The sequence below is a fragment of the Bordetella muralis genome, from assembly GCF_965139205.1.
Taxonomy (GTDB): domain Bacteria; phylum Pseudomonadota; class Gammaproteobacteria; order Burkholderiales; family Burkholderiaceae_B; genus Bordetella_A; species Bordetella_A muralis.
On sequence record NZ_CBCSIU010000001.1, the window covers coordinates 139920 to 164803 of the forward strand.

Annotated in this window: 19 protein-coding genes; 4 read left to right on the plus strand and 15 right to left on the minus strand. The window is 58.6% G+C overall.

The annotated features are described in order from the left end of the window. Positions 1-49: 49 nt before the first annotated feature. The 9 genes from ACNA0I_RS00635 to ACNA0I_RS00675 form a co-directional block, all read right to left on the minus strand. Entirely contained in the window at positions 50-2785 is a 2736-nt protein-coding gene (locus tag ACNA0I_RS00635) for a molybdopterin-dependent oxidoreductase (protein ID WP_415804132.1), read from the minus strand. Between the two features lie 14 nt (positions 2786-2799). Beyond that, entirely contained in the window at positions 2800-4023 is a 1224-nt protein-coding gene (locus ACNA0I_RS00640; RefSeq protein WP_415804133.1) for an NAD(P)/FAD-dependent oxidoreductase, read from the minus strand. Continuing rightward, on the minus strand, positions 4020-4355 hold the full coding sequence (gene nirD / locus ACNA0I_RS00645) for a nitrite reductase small subunit NirD (RefSeq protein ID WP_415804134.1): 336 nt from the start codon (positions 4353-4355) through the stop codon (positions 4020-4022). The genes ACNA0I_RS00640 and nirD overlap by 4 nt, the downstream gene beginning before the upstream one ends. Before the next feature lie 35 nt (positions 4356-4390). After that, positions 4391-6943, minus strand: a complete 2553-nt coding sequence (gene nirB, locus ACNA0I_RS00650; RefSeq protein ID WP_415804817.1) for a nitrite reductase large subunit NirB — start codon at positions 6941-6943, stop codon at positions 4391-4393. Between the two features lie 19 nt (positions 6944-6962). Then, positions 6963-8288, minus strand: coding sequence for an MFS transporter (locus ACNA0I_RS00655; protein WP_415804135.1), 1326 nt, complete (start codon positions 8286-8288; stop codon positions 6963-6965). A 384-nt stretch (positions 8289-8672) separates the two neighbouring features. Beyond that, positions 8673-9641: a Bug family tripartite tricarboxylate transporter substrate binding protein gene (locus ACNA0I_RS00660; RefSeq protein ID WP_415804136.1), complete on the minus strand. Its 969-nt coding sequence runs from the start codon at positions 9639-9641 to the stop codon at positions 8673-8675. A gap of 22 nt (positions 9642-9663) precedes the next feature. Next, complete coding sequence (locus ACNA0I_RS00665) at positions 9664-10473, minus strand: HpcH/HpaI aldolase family protein (protein ID WP_415804137.1); 810 nt, start codon at positions 10471-10473, stop codon at positions 9664-9666. A 21-nt stretch (positions 10474-10494) separates the two neighbouring features. Continuing rightward, entirely contained in the window at positions 10495-12246 is a 1752-nt protein-coding gene (araD, locus tag ACNA0I_RS00670) for an L-arabinonate dehydratase (protein WP_415804138.1), read from the minus strand. A 3-nt stretch (positions 12247-12249) separates the two neighbouring features. Further along, on the minus strand, positions 12250-13254 hold the full coding sequence (locus tag ACNA0I_RS00675) for a Bug family tripartite tricarboxylate transporter substrate binding protein (RefSeq protein WP_415804139.1): 1005 nt from the start codon (positions 13252-13254) through the stop codon (positions 12250-12252). Positions 13255-13291: 37 nt separating this feature from the next. Here ACNA0I_RS00675 and ACNA0I_RS00680 point away from each other — a divergent pair, with 37 nt between their 5' ends. Then, positions 13292-14485, plus strand: coding sequence for a LacI family DNA-binding transcriptional regulator (locus ACNA0I_RS00680; protein ID WP_415804140.1), 1194 nt, complete (start codon positions 13292-13294; stop codon positions 14483-14485). A gap of 32 nt (positions 14486-14517) precedes the next feature. Here the strand turns inward: ACNA0I_RS00680 and ACNA0I_RS00685 are convergent, their stop codons facing one another. Beyond that, positions 14518-15342 carry an AraC family transcriptional regulator gene (locus ACNA0I_RS00685; protein ID WP_415804141.1) on the minus strand — a complete coding sequence of 275 codons (825 nt, stop codon included), beginning with the start codon at positions 15340-15342 and terminating at the stop codon, positions 14518-14520. Between the two features lie 346 nt (positions 15343-15688). Between ACNA0I_RS00685 and ACNA0I_RS00690 the strand changes: the two genes are divergently transcribed. Continuing rightward, positions 15689-16444, plus strand: a complete 756-nt coding sequence (locus ACNA0I_RS00690; protein ID WP_415804142.1) for an Atu4866 domain-containing protein — start codon at positions 15689-15691, stop codon at positions 16442-16444. Positions 16445-16499: 55 nt separating this feature from the next. On the opposite strand, the gene ACNA0I_RS00695 is transcribed toward ACNA0I_RS00690, so the two are convergent. Continuing rightward, the gene (locus tag ACNA0I_RS00695; protein ID WP_415804143.1) at positions 16500-17852 is read right to left on the minus strand and encodes an MmgE/PrpD family protein; all 1353 of its coding nucleotides are present in this window, start codon (positions 17850-17852) and stop codon (positions 16500-16502) included. Between the two features lie 17 nt (positions 17853-17869). Then, positions 17870-18859 (minus strand): Bug family tripartite tricarboxylate transporter substrate binding protein, encoded by a 990-nt coding sequence (locus tag ACNA0I_RS00700; RefSeq protein WP_415804144.1) that lies wholly within the window; start codon positions 18857-18859, stop codon positions 17870-17872. Positions 18860-19061: 202 nt separating this feature from the next. Between ACNA0I_RS00700 and ACNA0I_RS00705 the strand changes: the two genes are divergently transcribed. Continuing rightward, positions 19062-19964 carry a LysR substrate-binding domain-containing protein gene (locus ACNA0I_RS00705; RefSeq protein ID WP_415804145.1) on the plus strand — a complete coding sequence of 301 codons (903 nt, stop codon included), beginning with the start codon at positions 19062-19064 and terminating at the stop codon, positions 19962-19964. A gap of 45 nt (positions 19965-20009) precedes the next feature. Here the strand turns inward: ACNA0I_RS00705 and ACNA0I_RS00710 are convergent, their stop codons facing one another. From ACNA0I_RS00710 to ACNA0I_RS00720, 3 genes are all read right to left on the minus strand, one after another. Further along, positions 20010-21410 (minus strand): MmgE/PrpD family protein, encoded by a 1401-nt coding sequence (locus tag ACNA0I_RS00710; protein WP_415804146.1) that lies wholly within the window; start codon positions 21408-21410, stop codon positions 20010-20012. Beyond that, entirely contained in the window at positions 21407-22309 is a 903-nt protein-coding gene (locus ACNA0I_RS00715; protein ID WP_415804147.1) for an alpha/beta fold hydrolase, read from the minus strand. Before ACNA0I_RS00715 ends, ACNA0I_RS00710 begins: the two co-directional genes overlap by 4 nt. 218 nt (positions 22310-22527) lie before the next feature. After that, positions 22528-23571 carry a DUF72 domain-containing protein gene (locus ACNA0I_RS00720; RefSeq protein ID WP_415804148.1) on the minus strand — a complete coding sequence of 348 codons (1044 nt, stop codon included), beginning with the start codon at positions 23569-23571 and terminating at the stop codon, positions 22528-22530. Positions 23572-23779: 208 nt separating this feature from the next. Between ACNA0I_RS00720 and ACNA0I_RS00725 the strand changes: the two genes are divergently transcribed. Then, positions 23780-24883: a branched-chain amino acid aminotransferase gene (locus ACNA0I_RS00725; protein WP_415804149.1), complete on the plus strand. Its 1104-nt coding sequence runs from the start codon at positions 23780-23782 to the stop codon at positions 24881-24883. The last annotated feature ends 1 nt before the right edge of the window (position 24884 follow it).

Consider the following 24884-nt stretch of genomic DNA (forward strand, 5'->3'; position numbering starts at 1 on the left):
GGGATACGTGTAGCGCGAGTGCCTGATCAGCATTGGAACACTCAAAGAATCAAGCCGCCGCGCGCATCAATACCTGTGTCTCCGTGAGCAACCGTTTGAGCTCTGGCACGCACGAACCACAGTTACCACCGGCTTTGACACAGGCCGTTATCTCACCGGTCGTCTGCAGTCCCTTGTCACGGATCGCATCACAGATAGTATTGCGGCCGATACCGAAACAGGAGCAAATGACTGGACCGGTATCAGCTCCAGCCACGATGGGCTGGCCCAACAGCACGCCTGCGCGATCGATGTCTTCCAGACGCTCCTGAGCAAATAAGCTGGCCAACCATTGACGCGACGGCAGATCGGGACGCGGCGACAGATACACACAGGCTTCGATGCGATCGTCGACGACGTACACGGCGCGATAGATGCGTGCAGTACGGTCCTCGTATTCCAACCAGTCGGCCTGCGCGTCGTCCACTCCCAGCAGCGCGCGCGCCCAATCGTGGGGGATATCGACCAGCTGCCGTCCGGCCAGTTCATAGCGCAGAAACTGTCGCCCCTGGATACGCGTCCACCAAGCTACATCATGGGTATTCAGCTCCCGGCGCGTCAGCACAAAACCATGCCATGCCACGTCGAAAGGCTCCACCATCACCGGTGTGTGCTTGAACTCCGGTTCGCCCGAAACTGGGTCGACGACTGGGTTGACCACAGCCCCCACGCGCGCGTCAGAAGCAAACTGACCATTCCAGTGAATGGGCACGAACACACTGCCGCGAGCGATGCCGCCCCCTTGGCGCACTCTGGCCACCACGCTGCCCCAGCGAGAACGCACGCGTGCCAACGCCCCTTCCCGCACGCCAGCAAGGAGCGCATCGTGCGGGTGCAGGTCAATAAAGGGCTCGGGAACGTGCTCGGCCAGTTTTGGAGCGCGGCCCGTGCGTGTCATGGTGTGCCACTGGTCACGCACACGGCCCGTGTTGAGTATCAGCGGATACTCGTCATCTACGGCGTATTCCGGAGTACGCACCGGCGTGGGTACAAAACGCGCACGTCCGTCTGCATGGGAAAAACCGCCGTCGCTGAACAGGCGCGCGACGCCACTGTCGCCCGGCGATGGCAGAGGCCATTGCACCGGCGTCATCGCGTCGTATGCGGCTGGTGATAGTCCCGCCAGCCCGCCAATATGAAAAGCTCTCGGTATGAGACTCGCTTCGTTGGACTGCGCCGACAAGCGCGCGTGCTCGTCGAACACCTCTCGTTGGTGGCGATACGAAAAGCCCTCGTAGCCCATACGCCGTGCCATATCGGCAATGATGTCCCAATCCGCTCGCGCCTCGCCTGGCGCCGGCAGGAACGCACGTTGGCGCGAGATCCGGCGTTCCGAGTTGGTGACGGTGCCGTCTTTTTCTCCCCAACCCGATGCAGGCAGTACGACGTCAGCGTGCGCCATGGTGTCGGTATGAGCGACGATATCGCTCACCACCACAAGCTCGCACGCATTCAGGGAACGTCGGACCTGGTCTGCATCGGGCAGGCTGACCACGGGATTCGTTCCCATGATCCATACTGCCTTTACGCGCCCCGCCTCGATGGCACGAAACAAGTCGACGGCCTTCAAACCCACACGATTGGCCATGCGCGGCGCATGCCAGAATGCCTGGACGAGTTCGCGATGCGCCGGCTCATGCAGTTCCAGATGGGCTGCCAGCATATTGGCCAAGCCCCCAACCTCGCGTCCGCCCATGGCATTGGGCTGGCCGGTGATTGAGAACGGCCCCATGCCGGGCTGACCAATACGACCCGTGAGCAGATGGCAGTTGATGATGCTGTTGACTTTATCTGTACCTGCGGAGGACTGATTCACGCCTTGCGAAAACGCGGTGATCGTACGGGGCCGCTCGCTGAACCACTGAAAGAAAGTGCGAACCGATTCCTCATCGAGCCGGCAGTCGCGGGCCACAGATGCGATGTCGCTCTCAACGCCCGCGGCGAGCAGCGCCTCATCAAGACCCATAGTGTGCTCGGAAACGAAACTCTCATCAGTGAGACCCTGCCGCACCAGATGCGCCAGCAAACCATTGAATAGCCAGACATCGGTGCCAGACTTGACCGGCAGGTGCAGATCGGCCAGCTCGCAGGTAGCGGTATGACGTGGATCGATTACTACCAGTTTCATGTCTGGCCGGGCCTCTTTGGCACGCGCGATCCTTTGGAACAGGATGGGATGGCACCATGCGGCATTCGATCCCACCAGAACGACCAGGTCCGCCAATTCCAGATCGTCATAGCAGACAGGCACGAGATCTTCACCAAAGGCCCGCTTGTGTCCTGCCACGGCCGACGACATGCACAGCCGGGAATTCGTGTCGATGTTGGCGCTGCCGATAAAGCCCTTCATCAATTTATTGGCAACGTAGTAGTCCTCGGTCAACAACTGACCGGACACATAAAACGCCACGGCGTCAGGACCATGCGATTCGATGATGCGACGCAATCCCTGGGCTGCAGTGTCGAGTGCCTGATCCCACGATACGCGTTGCAAAGGCGCGTTTTTATCGGACCCGGCCTGCCGCATCGCAGGATAAAGCAGGCGGCCCTCCAGGCCAACCGTCTCACCCAGCGCGGAGCCTTTCACGCATAGACGCCCTGCATTGGCAGGATGTTGAGGGTCCCCCGCAATGTGTACTTCGCCATCAACCTGCGGCGTAGCCAACACGCCACAACCCACGCCACAATAGGGGCACGTGGTACGTACCGGCGCATCAACGGAAGCTATCTTAATCGTCGTTGTCATCTGCAATCATGCCGTCAATCTGCTTCGCAGAGTGTTTGGCCAAACAATAGGCGTTGCCGGATCGAGGTAATCGGCGCTTGCCGTTGGATCAGATCGAAATACCACGGCCCGTCCGTCACGTCGCCATACAACACCGCGCCGACGACGCAATCATCCTTGAGTACCAGCCGCTTATAGATACCCCGCCGTGGATCACGCAGAACGATATCCTCAGTATCCGCGCCGCCTACAATGTTGCCTGCCGAATAAAGATCGACGCCCGTGACCTTGAGTTTGGTCGCCGTGGCACGCTGAACATAGCGGCGGTGGCCCGCCCCCGCCAGATGTGCAGCACATACGCGCGCCTGTTCCCATATTGGGGCAACCAGGCCGAACGTGCTGCGCCGATGCTCTACACACTCGCCCACCGCGTACACGCACGGATCATAGGTTTGCAGCGTATCGTCGACGACAATCGCACGCTCGCAATGCAGGCCCGAGTCACGGGCCAGGTCGACATTTGGCCGCACGCCTGTCGCCATCACGACCAGATCGGCGGCAATCTCGCGCCCGTCCTTGAAACGCACCCCGGTGACGCGCTCCGTGCCTACCAGCTCGGCAGTCTGCGCGCTCATTTCAAAACGCAGGCCGCTGGACTCCAGCGCCCGCTGCAACAATGCAGAGGCCGGCGCATCCAGCTGGCGCTCCATCAAACTCGGATGCAAGTGCACCACGGTCACCGTCATCCCTTGACGCAGCAAACCGTTGGCAGCCTCCAGCCCCAGCAGCCCACCGCCGATCACCACAGCATGATGATGCTGGCGCGAGGCCTCCAGCATGGTTTGCACGTCCTGAATGTCGCGAAACCCGATTACGCCATCGAGGTCGCTGCCCGGCACAGGAGGAATGAAGGGCCGCGACCCCGTGGCGATCAACAATCGGTCATAGCGAACTTGCAGGCCGCTTTGCGCATGCACGAACCGGCGCGAACGATCGATCTGCACCACCGGATCACCAGCATGCAACGTGATGCCGTACTCCGCGTACCATTCACGCGTATTGAGCATGATATCGCCCACGCTCTTTTCACCGGCCAGCACCGGGGACAACAGGATACGGTTGTAGTTGCCATGCGGCTCTGCACCGAATACGGTGATGTCGTACAGATCCGGGGCGAGCTGCAGCAGTTCCTCTACGGTACGCATACCAGCCATACCATTGCCTACTACCACCAGGCTGGGGCGCCCCGCCTGACTCATGCTGCCACCCAGACCCGAGCGTTGTCGATCTTGGCAGGGTATGCTGGCACTGACTGCTCTGGCTCCTCCAGGCACTCACCGGTGAACAGGTCGAAATGTTGCTTGTATAACGGCGACGCGACGACGACACGATCACCGAGATTTCCGACCAAACCGCGCGCCAGCACGCTGGCGCCGCTCTTGGGGTCGATATTGCCAATGGCGAAGATGCGCCCGTCGATCAAACGAAATACCGCCACATGCTGCCCACCGACCAAGGCACAGACGCCGGTGCCGGGCACGATGTCTTGAACTGCGCAGACGTCTTCCCAGCCTTTTTCAAAGGTTGTCATGCTGCCATTCCTTCTCTATATCCAATGAGGCCGTGCTAGACGGTGAGGGCTTCCGCTCGCTCGGATTCTTCACGCTCCTGCGGCGAGGCAGGGCGAATCTGTCCGCGCTCCGGGACAAAGACGATTTTCTCGTCAAGCGATTCGCTATTCACAAAGCTGCGGAAACGCTTGCGCACCTCCGGCTGTGTGACAGCGACTTTCCACTCATCCTGATAGGTATCGACCACGTGCTGCATCTCGGCTTCCAGCTCGGCCGCAATGCCCAGCTTGTCGTGCACCACGACATCTTGCAGATACTGCAGGCCGCCTTCGAGGTTGTCGCGCCAGGTGCTGGTGCGTTGCAAGCGATCTGCCGTACGCACGTAGAACATCAAAAATCGATCGACATACTTCACCAGCGTGGCCTGATCCAGATCGGATGCCAACAACTCGGCGTGACGTGGCTTCATGCCGCCATTGCCGCAAACGTAGAGATTCCAGCCTTTCTCGGTGGCGATGATGCCCACGTCCTTGCCCTGTGCCTCGGCGCATTCACGGGTACAACCCGACACGCCGAACTTGATCTTGTGCGGAGAACGCAGGCCTTTGTATCGGTTCTCCAGAGAAATGGCGAAGCCCACGGAATCACCCACACCATAACGGCACCACGTGGATCCCACGCAGCTTTTGACGGTACGCAACGATTTGCCATACGCGTGGCCCGATTCGAAGCCGGCAGCGATCAGCTCTTCCCAAATCAGAGGCAGTTGCTCTACCCGCGCGCCAAACATATCCACGCGCTGGCCACCTGTGACTTTGGTGTAGAGGCCATATTTCTTGGCCACCTGACCGACTGCGATCAAACCGTCGGGAGTCACCTCGCCACCAGGCATACGCGGCACGACGGAATAGCTGCCGTCTTTTTGGATATTGCCGAGGTAATAGTCGTTGCTGTCCTGCAGGCCAGCCAAAGGCGGTTGCAGAACGAATTCGTTCCAGCAGGACGCGAGCACGCTCGCCGCGACGGGTTTGCAGATATCGCAACCCAGGCCCTTGCCATGCTTTTCCAACAATGCGTCGAAAGTCTTGATGCCGCCCACTCGGACCAAGTGGTAGATTTCCTGACGCGAATAGGGGAAATGCTCGCACAAATGGTTGTTGACGGCCATTCCCTGCTTTTTCATTTCGGCCTTCATGACCTGCGTCACCAACGGCACACAGCCACCGCACGTCGATCCCGCCTTCGTGCAGGCTTTCAGATCGCCGATCGTGCATACCCCTTCCCCTACGGCCGCGCAGATCTGTCCTTTGCTGACGTTATTGCAGGAGCAAATCTGTGCGCTGTCGGGCAACGCGTCCACGCCCAGGCCAGGCTTGGCCTTGCCATCGCTGGACGGCAGAATCAGAAACTCTGGTTCGTCGGGCAGGGCAATACCGTTCAGCGCCATCTGCAGCAGCGTGCCATACTCGTCGGCGTTGCCTACCAGCACGGCGCCGAGCAATTTTTTGCCATCCTCGCTGGTGACGATTTTCTTGTAGACCTGCTTGCGCTCATCGACATATTGGTAACTGCGGCAGTCCTTCGTCTTGCCGTGCGCGTCACCGATACTGGCCACATCCACGCCCATCAGCTTGAGTTTGGTGCTCATGTCGGCGCCGGTGAACCGGATGGACTCGACACCGGTCAGGCCAGCCTCGCCGGCGATATGCCGAGCCGCCACACGAGCCATGTCATAACCGGGCGCCACCAGGCCAAACACCTGTTCCTGCCACGACGCGCATTCGCCAATCGCATAAACATTGCGATCGCTTGTGCGGCAGAAATCATCGATCACTACGCCGCCACGCGGGCCCACCGCCAGCAGGCACTGCCGCGCCAGTTCGTCTCTCGGCCGTATGCCGGCAGAGAACACAATCATATCGGTTTCCAGGAGCTTGCCGTCGGCAAACACCATACGGTGGCGCGCCAGCGTCCCGTCAACGATCTCTACCGTGTTTCGGTCGGTATGCACCTGAACGCCCAAGGCCTCGATCTTGCGGCGTAACATCTGGCCGCCACTCTCATCTACCTGTACCGTCATCAAGCGAGGCGAAAACTCGACTACATGCGTTTCCAGGCCCATATCGCGCAGGGCTTTCGCACACTCCAGGCCCAGCAGCCCGCCACCGACGACCACACCGCGCCTGGCCCCACGGCCAGCGGCTTGCATCGCTTCCAGATCTTCGATGGTGCGATAAACGAAGCAATTCGGACGATCACGTCCAGGCAAACCCGGCACAAAGGGATTGGAGCCCGTGGCGAGCACCAGCTTGTCATAGGGCAGCACCTCACCATCAGCAGTCGTCACGGTGTTATTGCGGCGCTCTACCGCAACGGCGCGCGCAGCCAGGCGCAACTTGAAACCGGTACGTTCAAAGAAACCAGGCTCTACCAGCGACAGATCGTCAGCGGTACGTCCGCTGAAAAACTCTGACAAGTGCACCCGGTCATAGGCAGGACGGGGTTCCTCGCACAACACCGTGACTTCGACATCTTGCAGCCCCGTCTCAGCCAGACTTTCCAGAAACTTGTGGCCCACCATGCCGTGGCCAACTACGATGATCTTCATACTCATGAAAAACTCCTCCTCAGGCGCCCGCGGCGCTGGGGTTCAGCGTGTTGTTGTACAAGGCTTGTTCTCGGGCCTTATGTTCTGCAGAAAAACGCACGGCAACCGCACATGCCGCCGACAGGATCACCAACACACCCAGCACGGACAGGGTGCTCTGCGTATCGCCCATCCCCTTCATCAAGAAACCTGCCGCCACCGCGCCTACGTTGCCGCCGGCGCCGATGATGCCCGCCACACCGCCCAAGGCATTGCGATCAACAAAGGGCACGAGCGCATACGTCGCACCGCAGGCCATATGGGTAAAGAGGCCGAACACCAGCATTGCCAGCACGGCCAGCGTGGTGTTATCCGCATGAGCAAAGCCCAACAGCCCCACACCCTCGCCCACCATCAGCACGCACAACAACAGCGTGCGTCCATCTAATCCGCGGCGCTGGGCCATCCGGTCAGACACGATGCCGCCCAACGCACGGCCAAACAACGCCAGCAAACCAAAGCTCGCGGCCGCCATGCCTGCCGAGGAGAGCGACAGACCAAAATGCTCGACGTAGTAAATAGCGGCCACGTTGTGGATAAAAATCTCGACACCAAAGCAGGCGCCATAGGTCACAAACAACAGCCACACGCGATAGTTACAGGCCGCCGTGGCAAAACTCGCCCAGCCGCCTTTCTTGGCGCCATCGATCGTCTTTCCGGCTGCCCGCAGATCTGCATAGTTGCCTTCGGGACAATCCTGCGTGTAGCGCCAATACAGCGCGGCAACAATCAGCATGGCTACACCGGGCACCACCATGGCCAGCCGCCAACCCAGGCTTTGGCTCACGCCTATCATCACAATGGCCGTCAAGAGTAGCGGCATCGTGCCCTGCGCCACGCCACCACCTGCGTTCCCCCAGCCTGCCGTGGTGGCGTTGGCCGTGCCGACTACGTTGGGTGCGAACATCACAGAGGTGTGATACTGCGTGATCACGAAGCTCGCGCCGATCGCACCTATCGCCAGGCGAAAAAACAAGAAGGCTTCGTAGCTCTGTGCCAACGCCACGCCCAACACGGGGATCGCTCCCAACACCAGCAAACCGGTATAGGCCTTGCGCGGTCCATAGCGGTCACACAACGGCCCGACAATGAGGCGCACGAGAATGGTCACCGCTACCGCGGCAATATTGATATTGGCAATCTGTCCGGGCGTGAGGTTGAATTCGCCCTTTAGCACGGGCATCAGCGGCGCGCACGCGAACCAGGCGTAGAAACACACAAAGAATGCCAGCCAAGTCAAATGAAAGGCACGCATCTGCGGCGTACGCAGGCTGAATAAATCAATGCGAGTAGCTCTGGCAGTCATGTCTGTCCCAATGACGAATTACTTGAGACCAGCTGGTGTACCGGCTGGCACGGATCTTTTTTGCCTTAGAAACTATGCAAAAACCGTGCCAAACGAGGCCACCAAGACAAGACAATGCTGCGTCGCACCAAACGAGTGCTACGCGCACTCATTCCGGGTGAATGTGCACCAATCAGGTGCTGCTGGGTTCTCGCGGACATCTGCCCGCACGACAATGGTGCTGATCGTCCCTACAAAAAGGGGACGCGTGAACCAACAAGGGGAATGCTGAATATTGGCACCAGCATCCCCCTTCAATGAGGATCTGAGCATCCTCGGTTGCCCTCGGCAGCCTAAGCCTGCTCGGACATTAACGAAACTCAGCCCATCAAACCATGCGCCAAGTTATTGCTTTTCCACTAAACCCAGACGGTTGATAAGATCGCCATACATTTTGAACTGGTCCTGTGCAAACGCGGCGAAGGCTTGCGAGTCCATGTAATAGGCTGGGGTATCCACCGGCTCGACGTCAGCCCGATACGCATCGCTTTTCAATGCCGTTTGGCATGCGTTTTCCAATGCAGCTATCGCCTCTTTAGGCAGGCCCTTTGGCGCAATCAACCCGCCCCATATAGACGCATTGATAGACCATCCCGCTTCTTGAATGGTCGGAGCATCGGGATAGCCGGCCAGCCTCTTGTCCGAGAACACCGCCAACGGGCGCAGCTTATAGCGCTTGGACACCGTCGGCGTCTCGTTGAACACCATGATCTGTTTCCCCATCAGATCAGTGACCATCTCTCCAGAGCTTTTGTATGGAACGTGCAGCGCCGTGGCCCCAGCCTGATCCATCAACATCTCCATGGCCAGATGCAGCAATGTGCCGTGCCCTGATGACCCATACGTCAGCTTGCCCGGGTTTTCTTTCGCATAAGAGATGACATCCGAGACGCTGCGAAAAGGCGAATCCTCCGTGACCATCATCATCAGCGGCACTGAATAGGTGGCACATACGTGGTCAAAATCCTGATAGGTGTATCCCGTCTGTCGGATCGCGGGTTGCAGGACTTCCGGCCCGATAACGGACAGGCCCACCGTGTATCCGTCTGCCGCAGATCGCTTCAGTTGGGTCATCCCGATGGCACCGCCCGCTCCGGCTTTGTTTTCAACAACAATCGTCGCAGGCAGCGCGGCGCTCAGATGCTTCGCCAGGATTCGAGCCATGATGTCGGAGGTGCCGCCTGGACCAAACGGCACGATCATGGTGACGGGTTTACTGGGGTAGTTCGCCTGCTGTGCAGACACGATCTGAGGCGCCATGGCCAGCGCCGTGGCGGTCGCGATCGCGCTCACCAGAGCCAATGGTGATTTCATCGTGTTGTCTCCCAATCTCTCTTTAGTACACGCTGCTTTCGAATTTTTTTGCGATGGCGGGCCGGATAGCACCGATGAAAGCAGTCGCCTGCCGCATCATCATGCCCATATCCGAAGCCACGGCAACGAACGAGTAACCGAGTTCGATGAACTCGGAAACCATCTCGGGGGTAGGACCGACAATGCCGCAAGGTTTGCCGATCGCCTGGCAACGTTTGGCCACATCGGCGATCACGGCTTCGACGTCGGGATGAGCGATGTTGCCGATATGCCCCATGTTGGCGGATAGATCGCCTGGTCCCAGGAAAAGCGCATCGACGCCCGGCACACTCGCAATATCCTCCAACGCAGCCACAGCCTGCGGCGTTTCCAACTGAATGATGGTGAAGACCGAGTCATTCGCGCGTTTGGCGTACTCGTTTGCTGTGCCATAGCCGCTGGCACGATGCACGGCCGCAAAACCGCGAATTCCTTCAGGCGGATACTTTGCATACGATACCGCCTGCTGAGCCGCCGCAGCGCTGTCCACAAACGGCACCATGACGGTTTTGGCACCGAGATCCAAGGCACGCTTGAACAGGATCGGATCATTGGCCGCCAACCGGGCAATCGGGCAGGCATTAGTGCCGGCGATCGCTTGCAGTACCGCGAGCGTTTCTTTTTCATCAAGCGGGACATGCTCCAGGTCGACCAATAGCCAATCGAATCCAGCGTGGCCCATGGCCTCCGCCGTACTGGAGGTGCCTGACATCAGCCACGTTCCAAGCGGCACGCCAGGTTCATTCAAACGGGTGCGAAATGCGTTTTCTAACAAGTCTTTCGGCGCTGGCATTACGTGTCCTTGTCTGCGTTTTTAGTAAATAGAGGGTTCGGGCGTAGGCGCGGTCCCTTCGAGGGCCTTGAAATCGCAGCCTTGATGGGCCTGTGTCACTTCTGCCTGGTAAATACGGGTGTAGCCGCGCTCATAGGTCGTGGCGGGTGGCACCCATTGTTTTCTCCGCTCAGCCAGTTCGGCGTCGGAAATCAGAACGTCGAGTTGCCGTTTCGCGATATCGAGCTGAATCAGATCGCCCGTACGAATCAGAGCCAAGGGCCCGCCCACAGCGGACTCGGGGCTGATGTGCAAAACACAAGTCCCATAATGTGTGCCGCTCATTCGCGAATCCGAGAGACGCAAAATGTCGGTGACGCCTTTTTCGAGCAACTTTTTGGGAATCGGCAGATTGCCCCATTCCGGCATGCCAGGGCCACCGACCGGACCGCCATTACGCAACACGAGAACTGTATTCTCATCCACATCCAATGCGGGATCGTTGATGGCAGCCAACATATCTGCGTTGGAATCAAAGACCAACGCCGGTCCGGTATGTTTCAGCAAGCGTGCAGATGCGGCAGACGGTTTGATGACAGCCCCCTGCGGGCATAGATTTCCATGCAACACGGCGAGCGCCATACTGGCCTCAGGACAGCCATCCGCCGCACTCACAACCGGATTGCTCAACGGCCGGATCACATCGTCGTCTGTGCTGACATGCCCCTCGATATTGGCGCCTAATGTCTTGCCCGTACACGTCAATGTGTCCAGTGCCAATACATCGCTGATACGGTTCAGCAACGCGGGCAATCCACCTGCGTAGTAAAAGTCTTCCATCAGGCGGTTACCCGAGGGGAACAGATTGGCGATGACGGGTACCTTGCGCGCCATGCTGTCGAAATCATCCAGCCCCAGCTCAATGCCGGCGCGATTCGCCATGGCGGGTAGATGAACAGCCGCATTGGTGGACCCACCCAACGCCATCCACGTCGCCACCCCATTCAGAAACGACGCACGGCTCAGGATCTTCGACGGCGTGAGGTCATCCCACACCATGTCGACAATCCGAGTTCCGCAGGACCAGGCCATTCGAGTATGCCCCGCGTCCATGGCAGGCACACTCGTCGAGCCCGGCAAGGCCAGTCCCATGGCCTCTACGATGGCGGTCATCGTGCTGGCTGTACCCATCGTGTTGCACGTACCGGGGGCACGCGTCATCCGCGCCTCCAGTGATATCCATTCATCCTGGTCGATGGCGCCAATGGTGTACTGTTCCCAGTATTTCTTGGTATGCGTGCCGGCTCCGACTGCTTGTCCCTTGTATCGGTCGTTCAACATAGGACCTGCAGGGCAAAAGATGGCAGGAATCCCCATCGATATAGCCCCCATCACCAGGCCGGGCGTGGTTTTGTCGCAGCCGCCCAGTAGCACCACGCCGTCCAGAGGCAAACTGCGGATAAGCTCCTCGGCCTCCATGGCCAGAAAGTTTCGATAGAGCATGGTCGTCGGTTTCACCATGACCTCGCCGAGACTCATCGCCGGCAGCTCTAACGGATACCCCCCTGCCTGCAACACGCCTCGTTTGATAGCTTGTGCGCGATCTCGCAGGTGCGCGTGACAAGGAGACAGATCGCTCCACGTGTTCAGGATGCCGATGATGGGCCGTCCCATGAACTCTTCGCGATTCAGCCCTTGCTGCTGCATGCGCTGCCGATGGGCAAAACCGCGAATGCTTTCTCCGGCGAACCAGCGTTGGCTGCGCAGTTCGCCGATTTTCTTTCTTTCAACCATGTTTCAATCCAGCTTGATATTGGCAGCCTCGATGAGCTTGCCCATTGCTTTCAGATCCTTGTTCAATAGATCCGAGAATTCTTGCGGAGAAGACGAAAGGACTTCGTAGCCCTGCGCCTCTAGCGGTTTGCGAAATGTGGGATCGGTGAGGATGGCCACGATCTCGGTGTTCAATTTTTTTACGATGGCATCGGGCGTGCCCTGACGCACCAGCAACCCATTCCACACGCGGGACACCACCCCATCGACACCTTCCTCGCTGAAGGTAGGCACGCCGGGCGCACTGTTGGCGCGCTTGGTATCCGTCACAGCCAGAATGCGAATCTTGTCCGACTTTTGATAGCCGACGATGGCGGGCAAGTTGATAAACATCATCGGAATGGCGCCGCCCATGACATCGGTCAACGCCGGAGGCGCTCCCTGATACGGAACATGCATCAACTCAATGCCCGCTTGCTTTTGAAACAACACCCCTGCCAAATGCATGGAATTGCCATTCCCTGCCGACCCGAATGCAATCTGGCCAGGCGCCCTCTTTGCCGCTGCAATCACGTCCGCAACGCTGCGATATGGCGTGCCGCTATTGACGATCAGCACGTTGGGCATTTGGTGCGTCAGCGTGATCGGTTGCAGGTCCTTGACCGGGTCATAACCCATGTTTTTGTACAGGTGCGGATTGACCGCGAGCGTACTGGTCGAGCCGAGCAGCAAGGTATATCCGTCCGCTGCTTGCTTGGCGACCAAGGCTGAGCCGATGTTGCCATTCGCACCAGGGCGATTCTCCACAATGACGCTTTGCCCCAGCCGCTTGCCCAGCTCGCTAGCCATACTGCGCGCAAACTGGTCGGCAACGCCGCCGGCCGGATACGGCACCACCAGGGATACCGGCTTTTTCGGGTAACCCTGCGCCTCATTCGCTTGGGCGGGCACGGGGCATAGCGGCAAGCAGGCCAGCAGCGCTGCGGCAAGGGCAAATCGACGTCTTGATCCAGCTCCATGTACGGCCATCTTTTGTCTCCCGGGGCACAGGCCCCTCTTCGTTTTCGTGCAATTTCTAGCGAATTGCATCTCAGGGTTAGCTCGGATGTTACCGGTAACTGTTACCGGTAACATCGAAGGCAGTGTAGGATCAACATTCGATCTGGCGCCATCAGTAGAAACCATGACTCAACACAATAAGCCTGACACCAAAGAGACTCCTCGCGCGGCCCGTCGCAAGACCGGGACCTACACCATCCATGACGTTGCCCACATGGCTGGCGTGTCCTCGATTACCGTCTCCCGCTACTTCAACTCGCCCGATAAAGTGTCTGCCGGATTACGCGAGCGCCTGAAAGAGATCGTCGACAGCATTGGCTATGTCCCCAGCCAAGTCGCCGGCGGGCTCGCCTCAGGCAGAGGCCGCGTGGTCTGCGCAGTCATGCAGAACATTGCCAGCACGACGTTTGCCGACCTCGTAAAGGGGATGACCGATGAACTGCAATCGTCCGGTCTGCAGCTCTTGCTGGCCAACGCCCAATATTCAAAAGAACAGGAAGAACAAGCCATCCGCACCTTTGTGGGTTGGCATCCGAGTGCGCTGATACTGACACGGGATGATCACACGCCCGCATCGGAAACCATGCTGAGAGGGTTGAACATTCCAATCGTCGAGGCCTGGGGATTTGTTCCGGAGCGACCTTTTCATCAAGTGGGATTTCCGCACGCTGAAGTCGGCGCAATACTCGCTGGGCATTTTCTAGATCAAGGATGCAAGCGCATTCAGTTTGTTCTGCCCATGGCTGAAGAAGATTTTCGTGCCAGACAACGGGCTGACGGGTACGCATCGCAGATGCGAAAAGCAGGGCTGAAACCAGATATCCAGATCGCGGCGCATTCTGATGACTTTGATGTCGGGGAAAAATGGATCGAGTCATTCGCAAAAGCGCCGAAACGCTCGCGGCCCGAGGCAGTGATTTTTTCCAACGACAATATGGCTGCCGGGGCTATTCTGCATGCGGCGGCGTGTAGTGCAGGACTGCCTCGGGATTGCCTGATCGCGGGATTCGGGGATGCGGCAATATCTTCACGTTTGACACCTGCATTGACGACCGTGCGGCCTCCGAGATACCAGATCGGTCAACACGCGGCGCGAGCGATATTGAAGCTCTTGAATACTGAAGGGGAAAACCCGGCGGATCTGGTGCGGGATGAATTCGAGAGCGAATTGATTGTCAGGGAAAGCAGCCGGCGTAGATGATCTGCGCGTCAGGCCATCAGGCTGACGCATTGTTATGGACGTGCGGCAGACGCCTGCGCCATTCTGCGTAATCGAGAGGCGTCCTTGGCCGGAGGATCACCGAACATACGGGCATAGTCGCGGCTGAACTGAGACGGGCTTTCGTAGCCCACCCGAAACCCGGCGCCTGCGGCATCCATCGACTCCGCAACCATCAGCCGGCGCGCTTCCTGCAATCGCAATTGGCTCCGAAAATCCAGCGGACTCATTGATGTGACCGCCTTGAAGTGCGCATAGAAGGCCGAGCGACTCATTCCGGCGACGTCGGCGATTTCTTCAATCCGGCAGTTTTTGCTGTAATGCCCGCGCAGCCAGGCAATGGCCTTGGCGATCTGATTCAGGCGGCTGTCCGCTGCAGCCATCTGGCGCAGGATGCCATTTCCCGGATCCATCAGAAGACGATAGAGAATCTCGCGGATCATTAGCGGAGCCAGGGCGTCGATATCCCTCGGCGTGTCGAGCAGCGCTGCCAGGCGTACCGCGGCGTCCAACACCTCTGGTGTGGTGTCGTTGAGCGCGATGCCGGCCGACGGTACATCGTCGTTCTGATCTTGCACCGGGTAACGCAAACAAAGGTCGCTCAGCTCGGCCAAATCGAGATCGACCACGAGGCACAGATAGGGAGCCGCCTCGCTGGCCTCAATGACTGTCCCCGTAACAGGTAGATCGACGGAAGCAACCAGGTATCTGGCCGGGTCGTACACGTACGTAGTCGTCCCCAGCATTACCCGCTTTCGGCCCTGTGCAATAAGACAAAGTGTCGGCTCATACACCACCGGCATCGGCATGGTAGGGCTGTTTGAACGAAGCAATTTCACACCTGGAATCGGCGTGTCATAGGCGCCATTACCCGGGGCATGGCGATTCAGAATATCGACAAGCTTTGTCAGAGAACCCATGTGTCACTCTATGAGAATGTTGGCATATCAACGGCCGCAGAGCCGTGTGCTCGGACGATCGTACAAGAACTCAGGACGATCCTGCTACACCCATTGACCTCACTCAACGCAAACTGCTGCCTGGCCAGATACACGATTTTCGGTCAATGACGCATCCGAACAAATCGGCGTGGCCTCCTGTCTCGGTGTCCGTCAGTGCCGATGCACTGGCAACCACAACGTCTCCCTATTCCAGAGCACTCTCATACCCATAGGAGCACAGCGAATGCTGATTTTCAGATATCTCATCACAGTAACGGCGCTGACGTTCGCCACGCTGATCGCTGGCTGCGCGAATGCCCAACCCGGCGATTCCACGACCGAGCGTAATCGGCAGTTCATCGTACAGGCCTTTGAGCAATGGGCCGCTGGCACCGGGACGTTCTTCCAAGACGTGTTGTCACCTGACGTCGTCTGGACAATCAAGGGAACGAGCCCTGCTGCCGGAACATACCGGGGCCGAGATGCGTTCATGGAGCAGGCAGTCGCGCCCTTCGCAGCGCGCCTGTCTACACCCGTGCGGCCCACAGTGAAAGACGTATGGGCCGAGGGTGACGATGTCGTCGTTCATTGGGATGGCACGGCAACCGCCGCCGACGGGGAGCCCTACCACAACAGCTATGTGTGGATTTTCCGAATGGAAAATCAACGCGCAATCGAAGTCATCGCCTTCCTCGACCTCGCGCCCTATGACGATGTCATAAAACGGATTTCTATTGAACAACAAGGAGAAACGCACATGAATGAGCACCCTTACGTAGGAATGTGGGTGACTGACGACGGACACATCCGCCATGAGCTTCTAGCCAACGGTCGATACGACGAGGCGCGCGGTAGTCGGGAGAGCGCCTATCAGGGCCGTTATGAGGTGAAGGGCAACCACATCGATTATTGGGACGACACCGGATTCACCGCAGATGGCGTATTCATCGATGAGAACACCCTTCATCACGGCGGCATGGTTTTCCGTCGCCGAGGATAGCCTCGGGCATTGGATGATGCGTGGAGGCGGATTCCTGACTCGGACGGCGTTGAGGTTACTCAATGCGCAGCGATCCTAGAATCCCTCGAATATCCAACGGGCCGGACCTCAGGAATTGATCGCAAATTGCCTCGGAGATCTCCGGGTCGCAATCCTGGTTCAAGAGCACCAGGGATTTTTCCCGGAGTTTTTCGTGTCGTGCTGTGTTCTCTGAGGATCCAGACGGATTGGATTGCATGATCCGATGTGGCGTGCCAGAACGATCAATGACCTCCACCCAACCACAGAACTCCTTTGGATAACGCCGATCCAGATCATCGTCCCTGACCATCTCGATCGCATTGGCCAGCTGAACGATGGCTGGATCACGGCGTTGCGCTTCGCCGAAATCCTGTGGCAACACCGAACCTCGCAACAGTGCAGCAGCGACGGCATAACGTACGCTCATCTGAGCCTGCAGCTCGGACCCTGGCTCGTATCGGTAACCGCATTGGATGTCCACCAGCGTCGGCACACCCACCCGCACCACCCCACCATGCGACCATACAGGCCGTAGCTCGAGGGCTGCATCAACGTGAGCATGAGCACTGCCGCAACAACTATAGGGTTTGAAATTGGTCTTGGCGGCGTGCCAGGTTTTACCTAACTCATGCAGCAAGCGAGTGGCATCCGAATGATCGGAAAACGCCTTCATCATGCCTCCGTCTTCCGCCTCGATGGCATACGCCGGGCCGGTCAAACCATTGCGCGCGAGCTCTGCCGATACCACACCGGCTCTGGCGGCCATGCCCGCGTGCAGCCGCTTCGAGTCGGAGCCGTCCAACGTAAAGGCAAATAGTCCACTAGATTGGGTAGCTGCCAATCCCAAAGCGGACTGGATCTCGCATGGTTTCAACTGCAACATGACCGATACGGCCGCAGCCGCCCCCAGCGGCCCGCATACCGGCGTCAGATGCCAACCGCGCAGACGCGTTTCGGCCGGCGATAATGCCAGCGACGTCCTTATCATCACCTCATAGCCCACAGCCAGAGCCATATCCAGTTGCGCAGGGTCAACGCGATAATGCTCTGCCACCGCGAACACGGACGGAACAATGACAGCGCCTGGATGCACCTTGGCATTGTGGAAGTCGTCGAGCTCCAACGCATGAGCTGCTGCACCATTGACCAAGGCGGTATCGGATGGCCTTAGCCGCGTATCGCCTTCCCCCCAGAGGGTCGCGCCCCGCTGCAAGCGGTTGTCCTGGACGGCCCAGTTGCGAATCGCCTGATACCACGGAGTGCGTCTGCCACTGAGCGCCACACTAAAGGTGTCCAGCGCCAGATGACGCATTTCTCGAGTGACTGCGTCGGGGATCTGGTCGGGGGATAAATCCGCCAACCACGTGGCCAAGCTACTCGTTATCATGTGAGGGTCCCTTTATTTCACTTGACCGCAATATCGGCTTCTTTGGCGAGCAGGCTGATCTTGTCGTGCTCGTCTTGCTGTACTTTTGCCAAGTCCTGGGGTGAAGTCTCGGCGACCTCGAACATCATGGTGTCAAAGACCTTGGTCACTTCGGGCGCATGGATCGCTTTGTTGATTTCGGTGGCGAGTTGGCTCGCGATGTTGGCCGGCAGGCCCGCCGGCCCCCATACGCCATACCACGAGGAAAAATCGAAGCCTTCTACCCCGCTTTCCGCCACGGTAGGCACGTTGGGCAGTCTGGAGACTCGCGACGAGCTTGTCACCGCGAGGGCCTTGAGCTTTCCGGATGCGACATAAGGATAAGCGCCGGGCATGGGTGAAGCCGCAGCCGAAACATGCCCAGCCGTCACATCGGTCAGCTGCGGTGCAGCACCGCGATACGGCACAATCTGCATGCCGAGTTTCAGATCACGATTCAGCATCTCCTCCACGAGATGGCTCGATGTCCCATAACCCGACGTCGCCCACGTCAAGGAATCCTTTTTTGCGTGAGCCTGGGTTTGCAGTTCCTTTAGCGTGTTAAAGGGCGACTGCGCCCCTGTGACTACCAATAGCGGCACCGTGCCGAGCCGGGCGATCGGGGTAAAGTCCTTCAGCGCATCGTATTTGACTCGCGCATCCACCAAGGGCAGATATACCTGACTAGAGGCGTGCAGCAGCAGCGTGTAGCCATCGGGCTTGGCACGAGCGACATATTCCGAGCCGATCATGCCGGACGCGCCGGGCTTGTTTTCTATCACGATCGGTTGTCCCAACTGCTTCTGCAATTGAGCGGTGACCAGGCGAGCCACGGTATCAACAGACCCGCCCGGCGTGTAAGGCACGACGACGGTAATGGGTCTGGAAGGATATTTGTCAGTGTCGCCGTGCGCTTGAGCCGCCATCAAGGAAGTCACCGCCACGGCGATCATTGCCCATATCCGTCGCGAGGTATGCAGGTTCGTCATTATTGTCTCCGTGTGAATGATCGGTGCGGTAAGTCGTTCATCGACACCGCTTTTGTGTGTATTGACAATCTAGGCGCCATCCTCGAGCCCGTCCAATACCGTTTCGATACCCGAGTTATTTGCCGCGGATATAACGAACAACGCTATGATCCGCATACCATGCCGGGAGTGCATGGAGGCGCTATCAAAACGGGGGGCTGCCATGCATAGTCCGGAAATCAGGCATCTGCGCTACTTTGTGGCTGTCGCGGAAGAACTAAGCTTCAGCAAGGCGGCGGTCCGGCTTCATATGTCGCAGCCACCGCTATCGCAGCAGATCAAGGCACTGGAAGACGATCTGGGCGTCCAATTGCTCGAGCGCAGCCGGCGCGAAGTCCGATTGACAGAGGCCGGCAAGATATTCCTGAACGAGAGCCGCAACATTCTCGCGAACCTGCGTAGCGCGGTCGGCGCCACGATCAGAGCGGCCGCTGTCGACGGCGGCAATATAAGAATCGGTTTCGTCACATCGGCGCTACTGCAGGTATTGCCCATTGTGTTGGACCGGATATCAAAAGACTTTCCCGGCATCGAATTAAGCATCTACGACATGTCGTCGCGCGACCAAGTCGACTCGTTGATGCAGGAACGGCTGGACATCGGCATCGTTCACTCCATCCCGGCCATTTCGACATTCAACAAGCTGCCAATTTATTCTCAACCGTTTATCCTGGCCATTCCTGAAGGTCATGAGCTCGAGCACGCAGAGAAAATCACCGCAGCGGAGCTGGAAAAACACCGCATCATTGGTTTCTCACGGGATCACTCGCCGTCTTTGTATGATGCGCAATTGGCGTGCTGCCTCGCAAAAGGCTTTCGTCCCACGCTGGTACACCAGGCAAGAACGCCATTCACGGTTTTTCAACTGATCCGTTCCGGGCTGGGCATCTCCATTGTTCCCAAGCCGTATTCGCGACTACCCTTTCCCGGCATCGTCTTCAAGGACGTCGACAACAGCGCCGGCCATCTGCATCTGTACGCAATCTGGAGAGACGAGGTATCGACGGAACTGGTCAAGAAAGTCATCCGTCAGGTGATGTACGAGCCATTCGCCGATCCCGAGTAACGATCCCGCACGCTCCTCAACCAGCCAACCCGCTGCCCCGCTTGACTAGGCGCGGGTTGCGCTCAAAATATCGAGCAACGGCTGGATGTCCTCCAATTGATCCAGGTTGCGTGTCAGCTCAATCACAGTATCGATGTCTTCCGTCCGTAGGCAAGGCCTCACAATATTGCGGAACTTGTATTCGATCTCGGATGGGCTGAGCGGGCTTTCCGGACTGCCGCGCCGATGCAGTATTTCGGTGGTAAACACTTCCCCAGAGATCGACGTAATAGTCACCACCGCCGCGTGCCGGAATGCCGGTCCCATCGCGTCGATGCGGGGATCGACACGAGCCGTCATGCGGGCAATGAGCGCCAGGAGGCGGGGATCGGCCAAACGCTCCTGGCGATACTGCTCTACGAACGCCATGCCATCGCAAGCCATCACTGCCAAGCTATAAAACAGGTTCATCTGCGCGGCAGTGACTCCCTGCGCTTTGTATTCCCAGGCGCAATGAACATGAGTCATGTGGCTGACGCCGACATCAATGCTTGCTATCGTATCCGGCCGTAGATCGTGAGTCTGCATCAGTTGTGCCAGCGCATCGAGCGCGGCATGGATGCTTGTAACGCTGGCATGTGGCTTATAGCCGACTTTTTCCGTTTCCCAAACAACGCCCAGTCCATCGGTCAATCGCCCAGGATTGGGCTTGCCCGAGTAGGAGCTCAAGTAGCCTCCATAAGAAGCCTCCAGCACATCAGTGATGCCGGTAAAGTCCTTGTCAGCCAGCAGCGCCGCATAGACCCCGCTCTGAGCCGCACGTCCAGAATGGAATCGCTTGACCATTGCCCCTTCTTGAGCCGCCATCAGTCCGCCCGCTTGAGACCCTGCGATACCCAAGGTGTGTTGCATACGATGCGCATCGAGCCCCAACATGCGGCCCGCCGTTGCGGCAGCAACGAAAACGCCGGACGTCCCCTGCGGATGAAAGCCTCGGAAAAATAGATCCATGGTCGCCGCGTTGCCAATACGGGTCCCGATTTCATATCCGGCCACAATCGCAGTTATCAGGTCCCGGCCGTGGCGCTTGCCCGTCTTTTCCGACAAGGCGACCGCCACAGGGACAGCAATGGAACCAGGATGAAGGATCGATTCCTTATGAATATCGTCCAATTCGAATGCATGGCCCGCGGTGGCGTTGACCAGCACGGCATCCGCGACAGAGGCTTTCCGTCCGCAGCCGTACAACGAGGCGACAGGAATGCTGCCCTGTTCCTCCACCATGGCTTGAACTTTCTGTGTCCAGGGCAAGGTCATCCCGAACAGGCAACAACCGATGCTGTCCAATATGCTGGTCTTGATTCTGCCGACGACATTGTCGGGAATCTGATTGAACGACAGGGCAGCCGAAAAGCTGGCGAGTTCCCGCGTGGCATTGTCCAACAAGGAGATGGATGATTGAGTCATTCGTCGCGGGTATGATTGGCAAGGCGTGACTGTGCAGCCAGGTACGCAAGCATTTCCTGTATGACGGCCTGCGGTTGCTCGGGCAGCAGTGCATGCGCAGCGTTCTGAATGGTCTTGTTCGTCACGCGCTCGCCCAGATAATCCTTGAGCACGTTTGCGAAGCGCGCAGGAGCAATGACGTCGTACTCGGCCTGCAGATTCAATATCGGCGCTGTCCCACCCGCAAAGAAATCATCCACCGGCGTTCTCTTTTGCGCGAGTGTCTGCATAGTCATCAGCGTCGTGTTCCACCCATTGAGCCAGGCTCTCGCATCATTGCCCGGCGCGAAAAAGACCTTTTGCAGGCTTTCCAGGCGCGTTGCTTCAGGCAACAGCATATTTCCGCAGACCTCGATCTGAGCCCGGGTCTCATCGCTGATAGGAACGCCTTGGTAACCTACGGGCACTTTACCAGCGGAGCCCGCCAACAGCAGCAATGCACGTACCAAGTCGGGCCGGTCAGACGCGACCGTCCTGGCAATCCAGTTTCCATGAGCATGCCCGATGACGAACGCTGGCCCTCCGCCGTCATGTTCGATGACGGCCGCGATATCCTCGGCCCAGTCATGCAACGTCTTTCCTTCCAAGGGACCAGTGCTGCCACCGTTACCACGCGGCTCGGGGCACAACACCCGATAGCCTGCCTGACTCAACGGGGTGGCAATGTCGGCCAAGTCCTCTGCGCCGCGGCCGAGCGACGGCAGCATCACGATCAGATCGCCACCGCGATCGCCATACGCATAGACTTCCAACTCGACGCCATTCGGGCGCTTTATCTTGTAGCGCATCCTGTTCTGCCCAGCAGGGTGGACACCGTCGTCGCTGTCGAACGACGAGGAGGATTGAGAAACCGGCTGCATTGTTGCTCCTGTGCAATGTCGCGGTGACATTCCTGTCATGACCATGGAACATCACTCTAGAGACTAGTTGCCAGGGTGGCTAATACAGAATTCGGCTAACAGTTATCCGATGTCGAAATAACAGATAAGACGTTGGCACTCCTATCAGGCAATGCTGTCCTATCGTCATGGCCCGCGCTATTTAATCCTCGGCCGCCGCGATACCGTGTCGGCATGCACTATGCTCCGATCGCCTGCGCAAGCATCTGGATGGAAAGCGGCGCACAACCTTCGGCATCATTGCTGACCGTCACATAGGCAGGCTGGCCTGCGCCCGTGATACCACGGATGGTGCGTGCCAGCACGGCACGTGTATGAGGGTCTTCGCTGAGGATGGCATTAAATGGATCGTGCTTCTTTTGCGCGTCGGCATAACCGTACGCGCCAAAGATCCGATTCAGGGTCCAACGGCAGACCAGCGGGCCCGGCCATAGCGCACGCAGCATGGGCAGTTGCTCCTCGATCGGCGGCATCTTGCCATGCAAGCCCAGGCAGAACGTGGCCCTATGCGCCTTGAGTGTGTCTACCAGCCCTTGGCTCAGCAACTCGGGATCTCGGACTTCCACGGCCACGATTACGGCGCCATCCGCAGGCAAGGCCTGCTGGACGGCCGCCAGCATACCGTCCAGCCGCTCCAGCAGCGATGCGGGATGGCCGAGCCAGTTCCAGGGCAAAGGACTGAGTTGAAAGACCAGGACGCCCAGTTTGGCGCGCAAACCGGCGAGCGTCGGCTGTACAAAGTGCTCCACGGCCAGGCGCGGATCGAGAAAATTCGGGTTGGCCTTGCGTGCCTTGCCGTCCTCGCTGCGTACCTGGGCATCGGTGATGCTGGCGGGACACTTGACGACAAAACGGAAATCCTCGTCGACTTGCCCTGCGTAAGCGGCGTATTGGCTTGTCGTCAACGGGCGCCAGAAAGTACGGTCCACGCACACTGTCCGCAACAACGGGTGCTGATGGTAGGCCTCAAGGCCGTTTTTGGACAGCGTAGCCGAAGCGTAATCCCCATCCCACACCAATCCATCCCAGCCCGGATAGGACCAGGTAGAGACACCAAAACGCAATTGCGCTGGCAACTGCCGCGCAAGATCGCGCCAGCCCTCAACGCTGGGCGCGGGCTGCACCTTGTTAGGGTTCAGGTTGATGAAAGACACCGCATCCCCCTGAGAGGCGGCAGCGGCCTCCGGCTGCGTAGCGGTATCTCCAAATAAGTCGTCTTGCATGCTTGGATACTGGCATTGAAACAGGCTAAAGCGTACCGTATTGCCGTCTTGATGGCGGAAAGGAGTAATCTCACCCTGCAGAGCGACCCGCCACACCCGGCCCGTCGTCCGAAAGGATTACACTTGCTGACAACGGGCACGTGATCCCGGCCTGCGGCTTTGCCTTTTGAATTCAAGCCGTTATTTCAGTGAACTAGCGAATATTCCCATGTCCAACACCGCCTCTTCTTCCGTTTCCTTCAATACGATACGTTCTACGACAGCGCGGACGGTCGCCGAACGCGACTCCATCCTGGCCGATCCTGGGTTTGGGAAATATTTCACGGATCACATGGTCTCGATCGACTGGACCAAGGAAAAGGGTTGGCATGATGCCGAGGTACGGCCTTACGGTCCGTTGCAGCTGGATCCGGCGGCCTCGGTCCTGCATTATGCGCAGGAAATCTTCGAAGGCCTGAAGGTCTACCGCCATGCAAACGGCTCGGTCTGGACGTTCCGCCCGCAAGCCAATGCAGAACGCATGCAACGCTCCGCGCGCCGTCTGGCCCTGCCGGAGCTGCCCACCGAAATATTCATCGAATCGCTCAAGCAGTTGCTGGCCGTCGACGCCCCGTGGGTGCCCTCCGCGCCGGAAACCAGCCTGTACCTGCGTCCGTTCATGATCGCCAACGAGAGCTTCCTGGGTGTTCGTTCGGCGCACCGTGCAGCCTACTATGTGATCGCCAGCCCGGCGGGCTCGTATTTCGCCGGCGGAGTCAAGCCTGTGTCGATCTGGCTGTCGACCGACTACGCGCGTGCGGCCAAGGGGGGTACGGGTGCTGCCAAGTGCGGTGGCAACTATGCAGCCTCGCTGCTGCCCCAACAGGAAGCCTACGAAAACGGCTGCGCTCAGGTGCTGTTCCTCGATCCACTCGAGGGCAAATACCTCGAGGAACTGGGTGGAATGAACGTGTTCCTGGTCCGGAAGGACGGAACCTTGGTCACCCCCGAGTTGTCCGGCAGCATTCTCGAGGGTGTGACTCGCGCCAGCATCATTCAATTGGCTCGTGACCGCGGCCATGAGGTGCAAGAGCGCAAAGTCTCGGTGCAAGAATGGCGCGATGGCTTTGCGTCTGGCGACATCGTAGAGGCTTTCGCTTGCGGTACCGCAGCAGTGGTGACGCCGATATCGGTGCTGAAAGGCGCCGATTTCACCGTGGGCGACGAGAATGCACCCGCAGGCAAGCTGACCATGGCCTTGCGCGAGGAATTGACGAACATCCAGTATGGCCGTACGGCGGACCCTCACGGCTGGATGATGCGTCTGGCGTAAA

Excerpts from the sequence above, each read along its gene's own strand:
- ACNA0I_RS00635 (WP_415804132.1), bottom strand. The coding sequence starts at position 2,785 with ATGACAACGACGATTAAGATAGCTTCCGTTGATGCGCCGGTACGTACC.
- ACNA0I_RS00640 (WP_415804133.1), bottom strand. The coding sequence starts at position 4,023 with ATGAGTCAGGCGGGGCGCCCCAGCCTGGTGGTAGTAGGCAATGGTATG.
- nirD (WP_415804134.1), bottom strand. The coding sequence starts at position 4,355 with ATGACAACCTTTGAAAAAGGCTGGGAAGACGTCTGCGCAGTTCAAGAC.
- nirB (WP_415804817.1), bottom strand. The coding sequence starts at position 6,943 with ATGAAGATCATCGTAGTTGGCCACGGCATGGTGGGCCACAAGTTTCTG.
- ACNA0I_RS00655 (WP_415804135.1), bottom strand. The coding sequence starts at position 8,288 with ATGACTGCCAGAGCTACTCGCATTGATTTATTCAGCCTGCGTACGCCG.
- ACNA0I_RS00660 (WP_415804136.1), bottom strand. The coding sequence starts at position 9,641 with ATGAAATCACCATTGGCTCTGGTGAGCGCGATCGCGACCGCCACGGCG.
- ACNA0I_RS00665 (WP_415804137.1), bottom strand. The coding sequence starts at position 10,473 with ATGCCAGCGCCGAAAGACTTGTTAGAAAACGCATTTCGCACCCGTTTG.
- araD (WP_415804138.1), bottom strand. The coding sequence starts at position 12,246 with ATGGTTGAAAGAAAGAAAATCGGCGAACTGCGCAGCCAACGCTGGTTC.
- ACNA0I_RS00675 (WP_415804139.1), bottom strand. The coding sequence starts at position 13,254 with ATGGCCGTACATGGAGCTGGATCAAGACGTCGATTTGCCCTTGCCGCA.
- ACNA0I_RS00690 (WP_415804142.1), top strand. The coding sequence starts at position 15,689 with ATGCTGATTTTCAGATATCTCATCACAGTAACGGCGCTGACGTTCGCC.
- ACNA0I_RS00695 (WP_415804143.1), bottom strand. The coding sequence starts at position 17,852 with ATGATAACGAGTAGCTTGGCCACGTGGTTGGCGGATTTATCCCCCGAC.
- ACNA0I_RS00700 (WP_415804144.1), bottom strand. The coding sequence starts at position 18,859 with ATGACGAACCTGCATACCTCGCGACGGATATGGGCAATGATCGCCGTG.
- ACNA0I_RS00705 (WP_415804145.1), top strand. The coding sequence starts at position 19,062 with ATGCATAGTCCGGAAATCAGGCATCTGCGCTACTTTGTGGCTGTCGCG.
- ACNA0I_RS00710 (WP_415804146.1), bottom strand. The coding sequence starts at position 21,410 with ATGACTCAATCATCCATCTCCTTGTTGGACAATGCCACGCGGGAACTC.
- ACNA0I_RS00715 (WP_415804147.1), bottom strand. The coding sequence starts at position 22,309 with ATGCAGCCGGTTTCTCAATCCTCCTCGTCGTTCGACAGCGACGACGGT.
- ACNA0I_RS00720 (WP_415804148.1), bottom strand. The coding sequence starts at position 23,571 with ATGCAAGACGACTTATTTGGAGATACCGCTACGCAGCCGGAGGCCGCT.
- ACNA0I_RS00725 (WP_415804149.1), top strand. The coding sequence starts at position 23,780 with ATGTCCAACACCGCCTCTTCTTCCGTTTCCTTCAATACGATACGTTCT.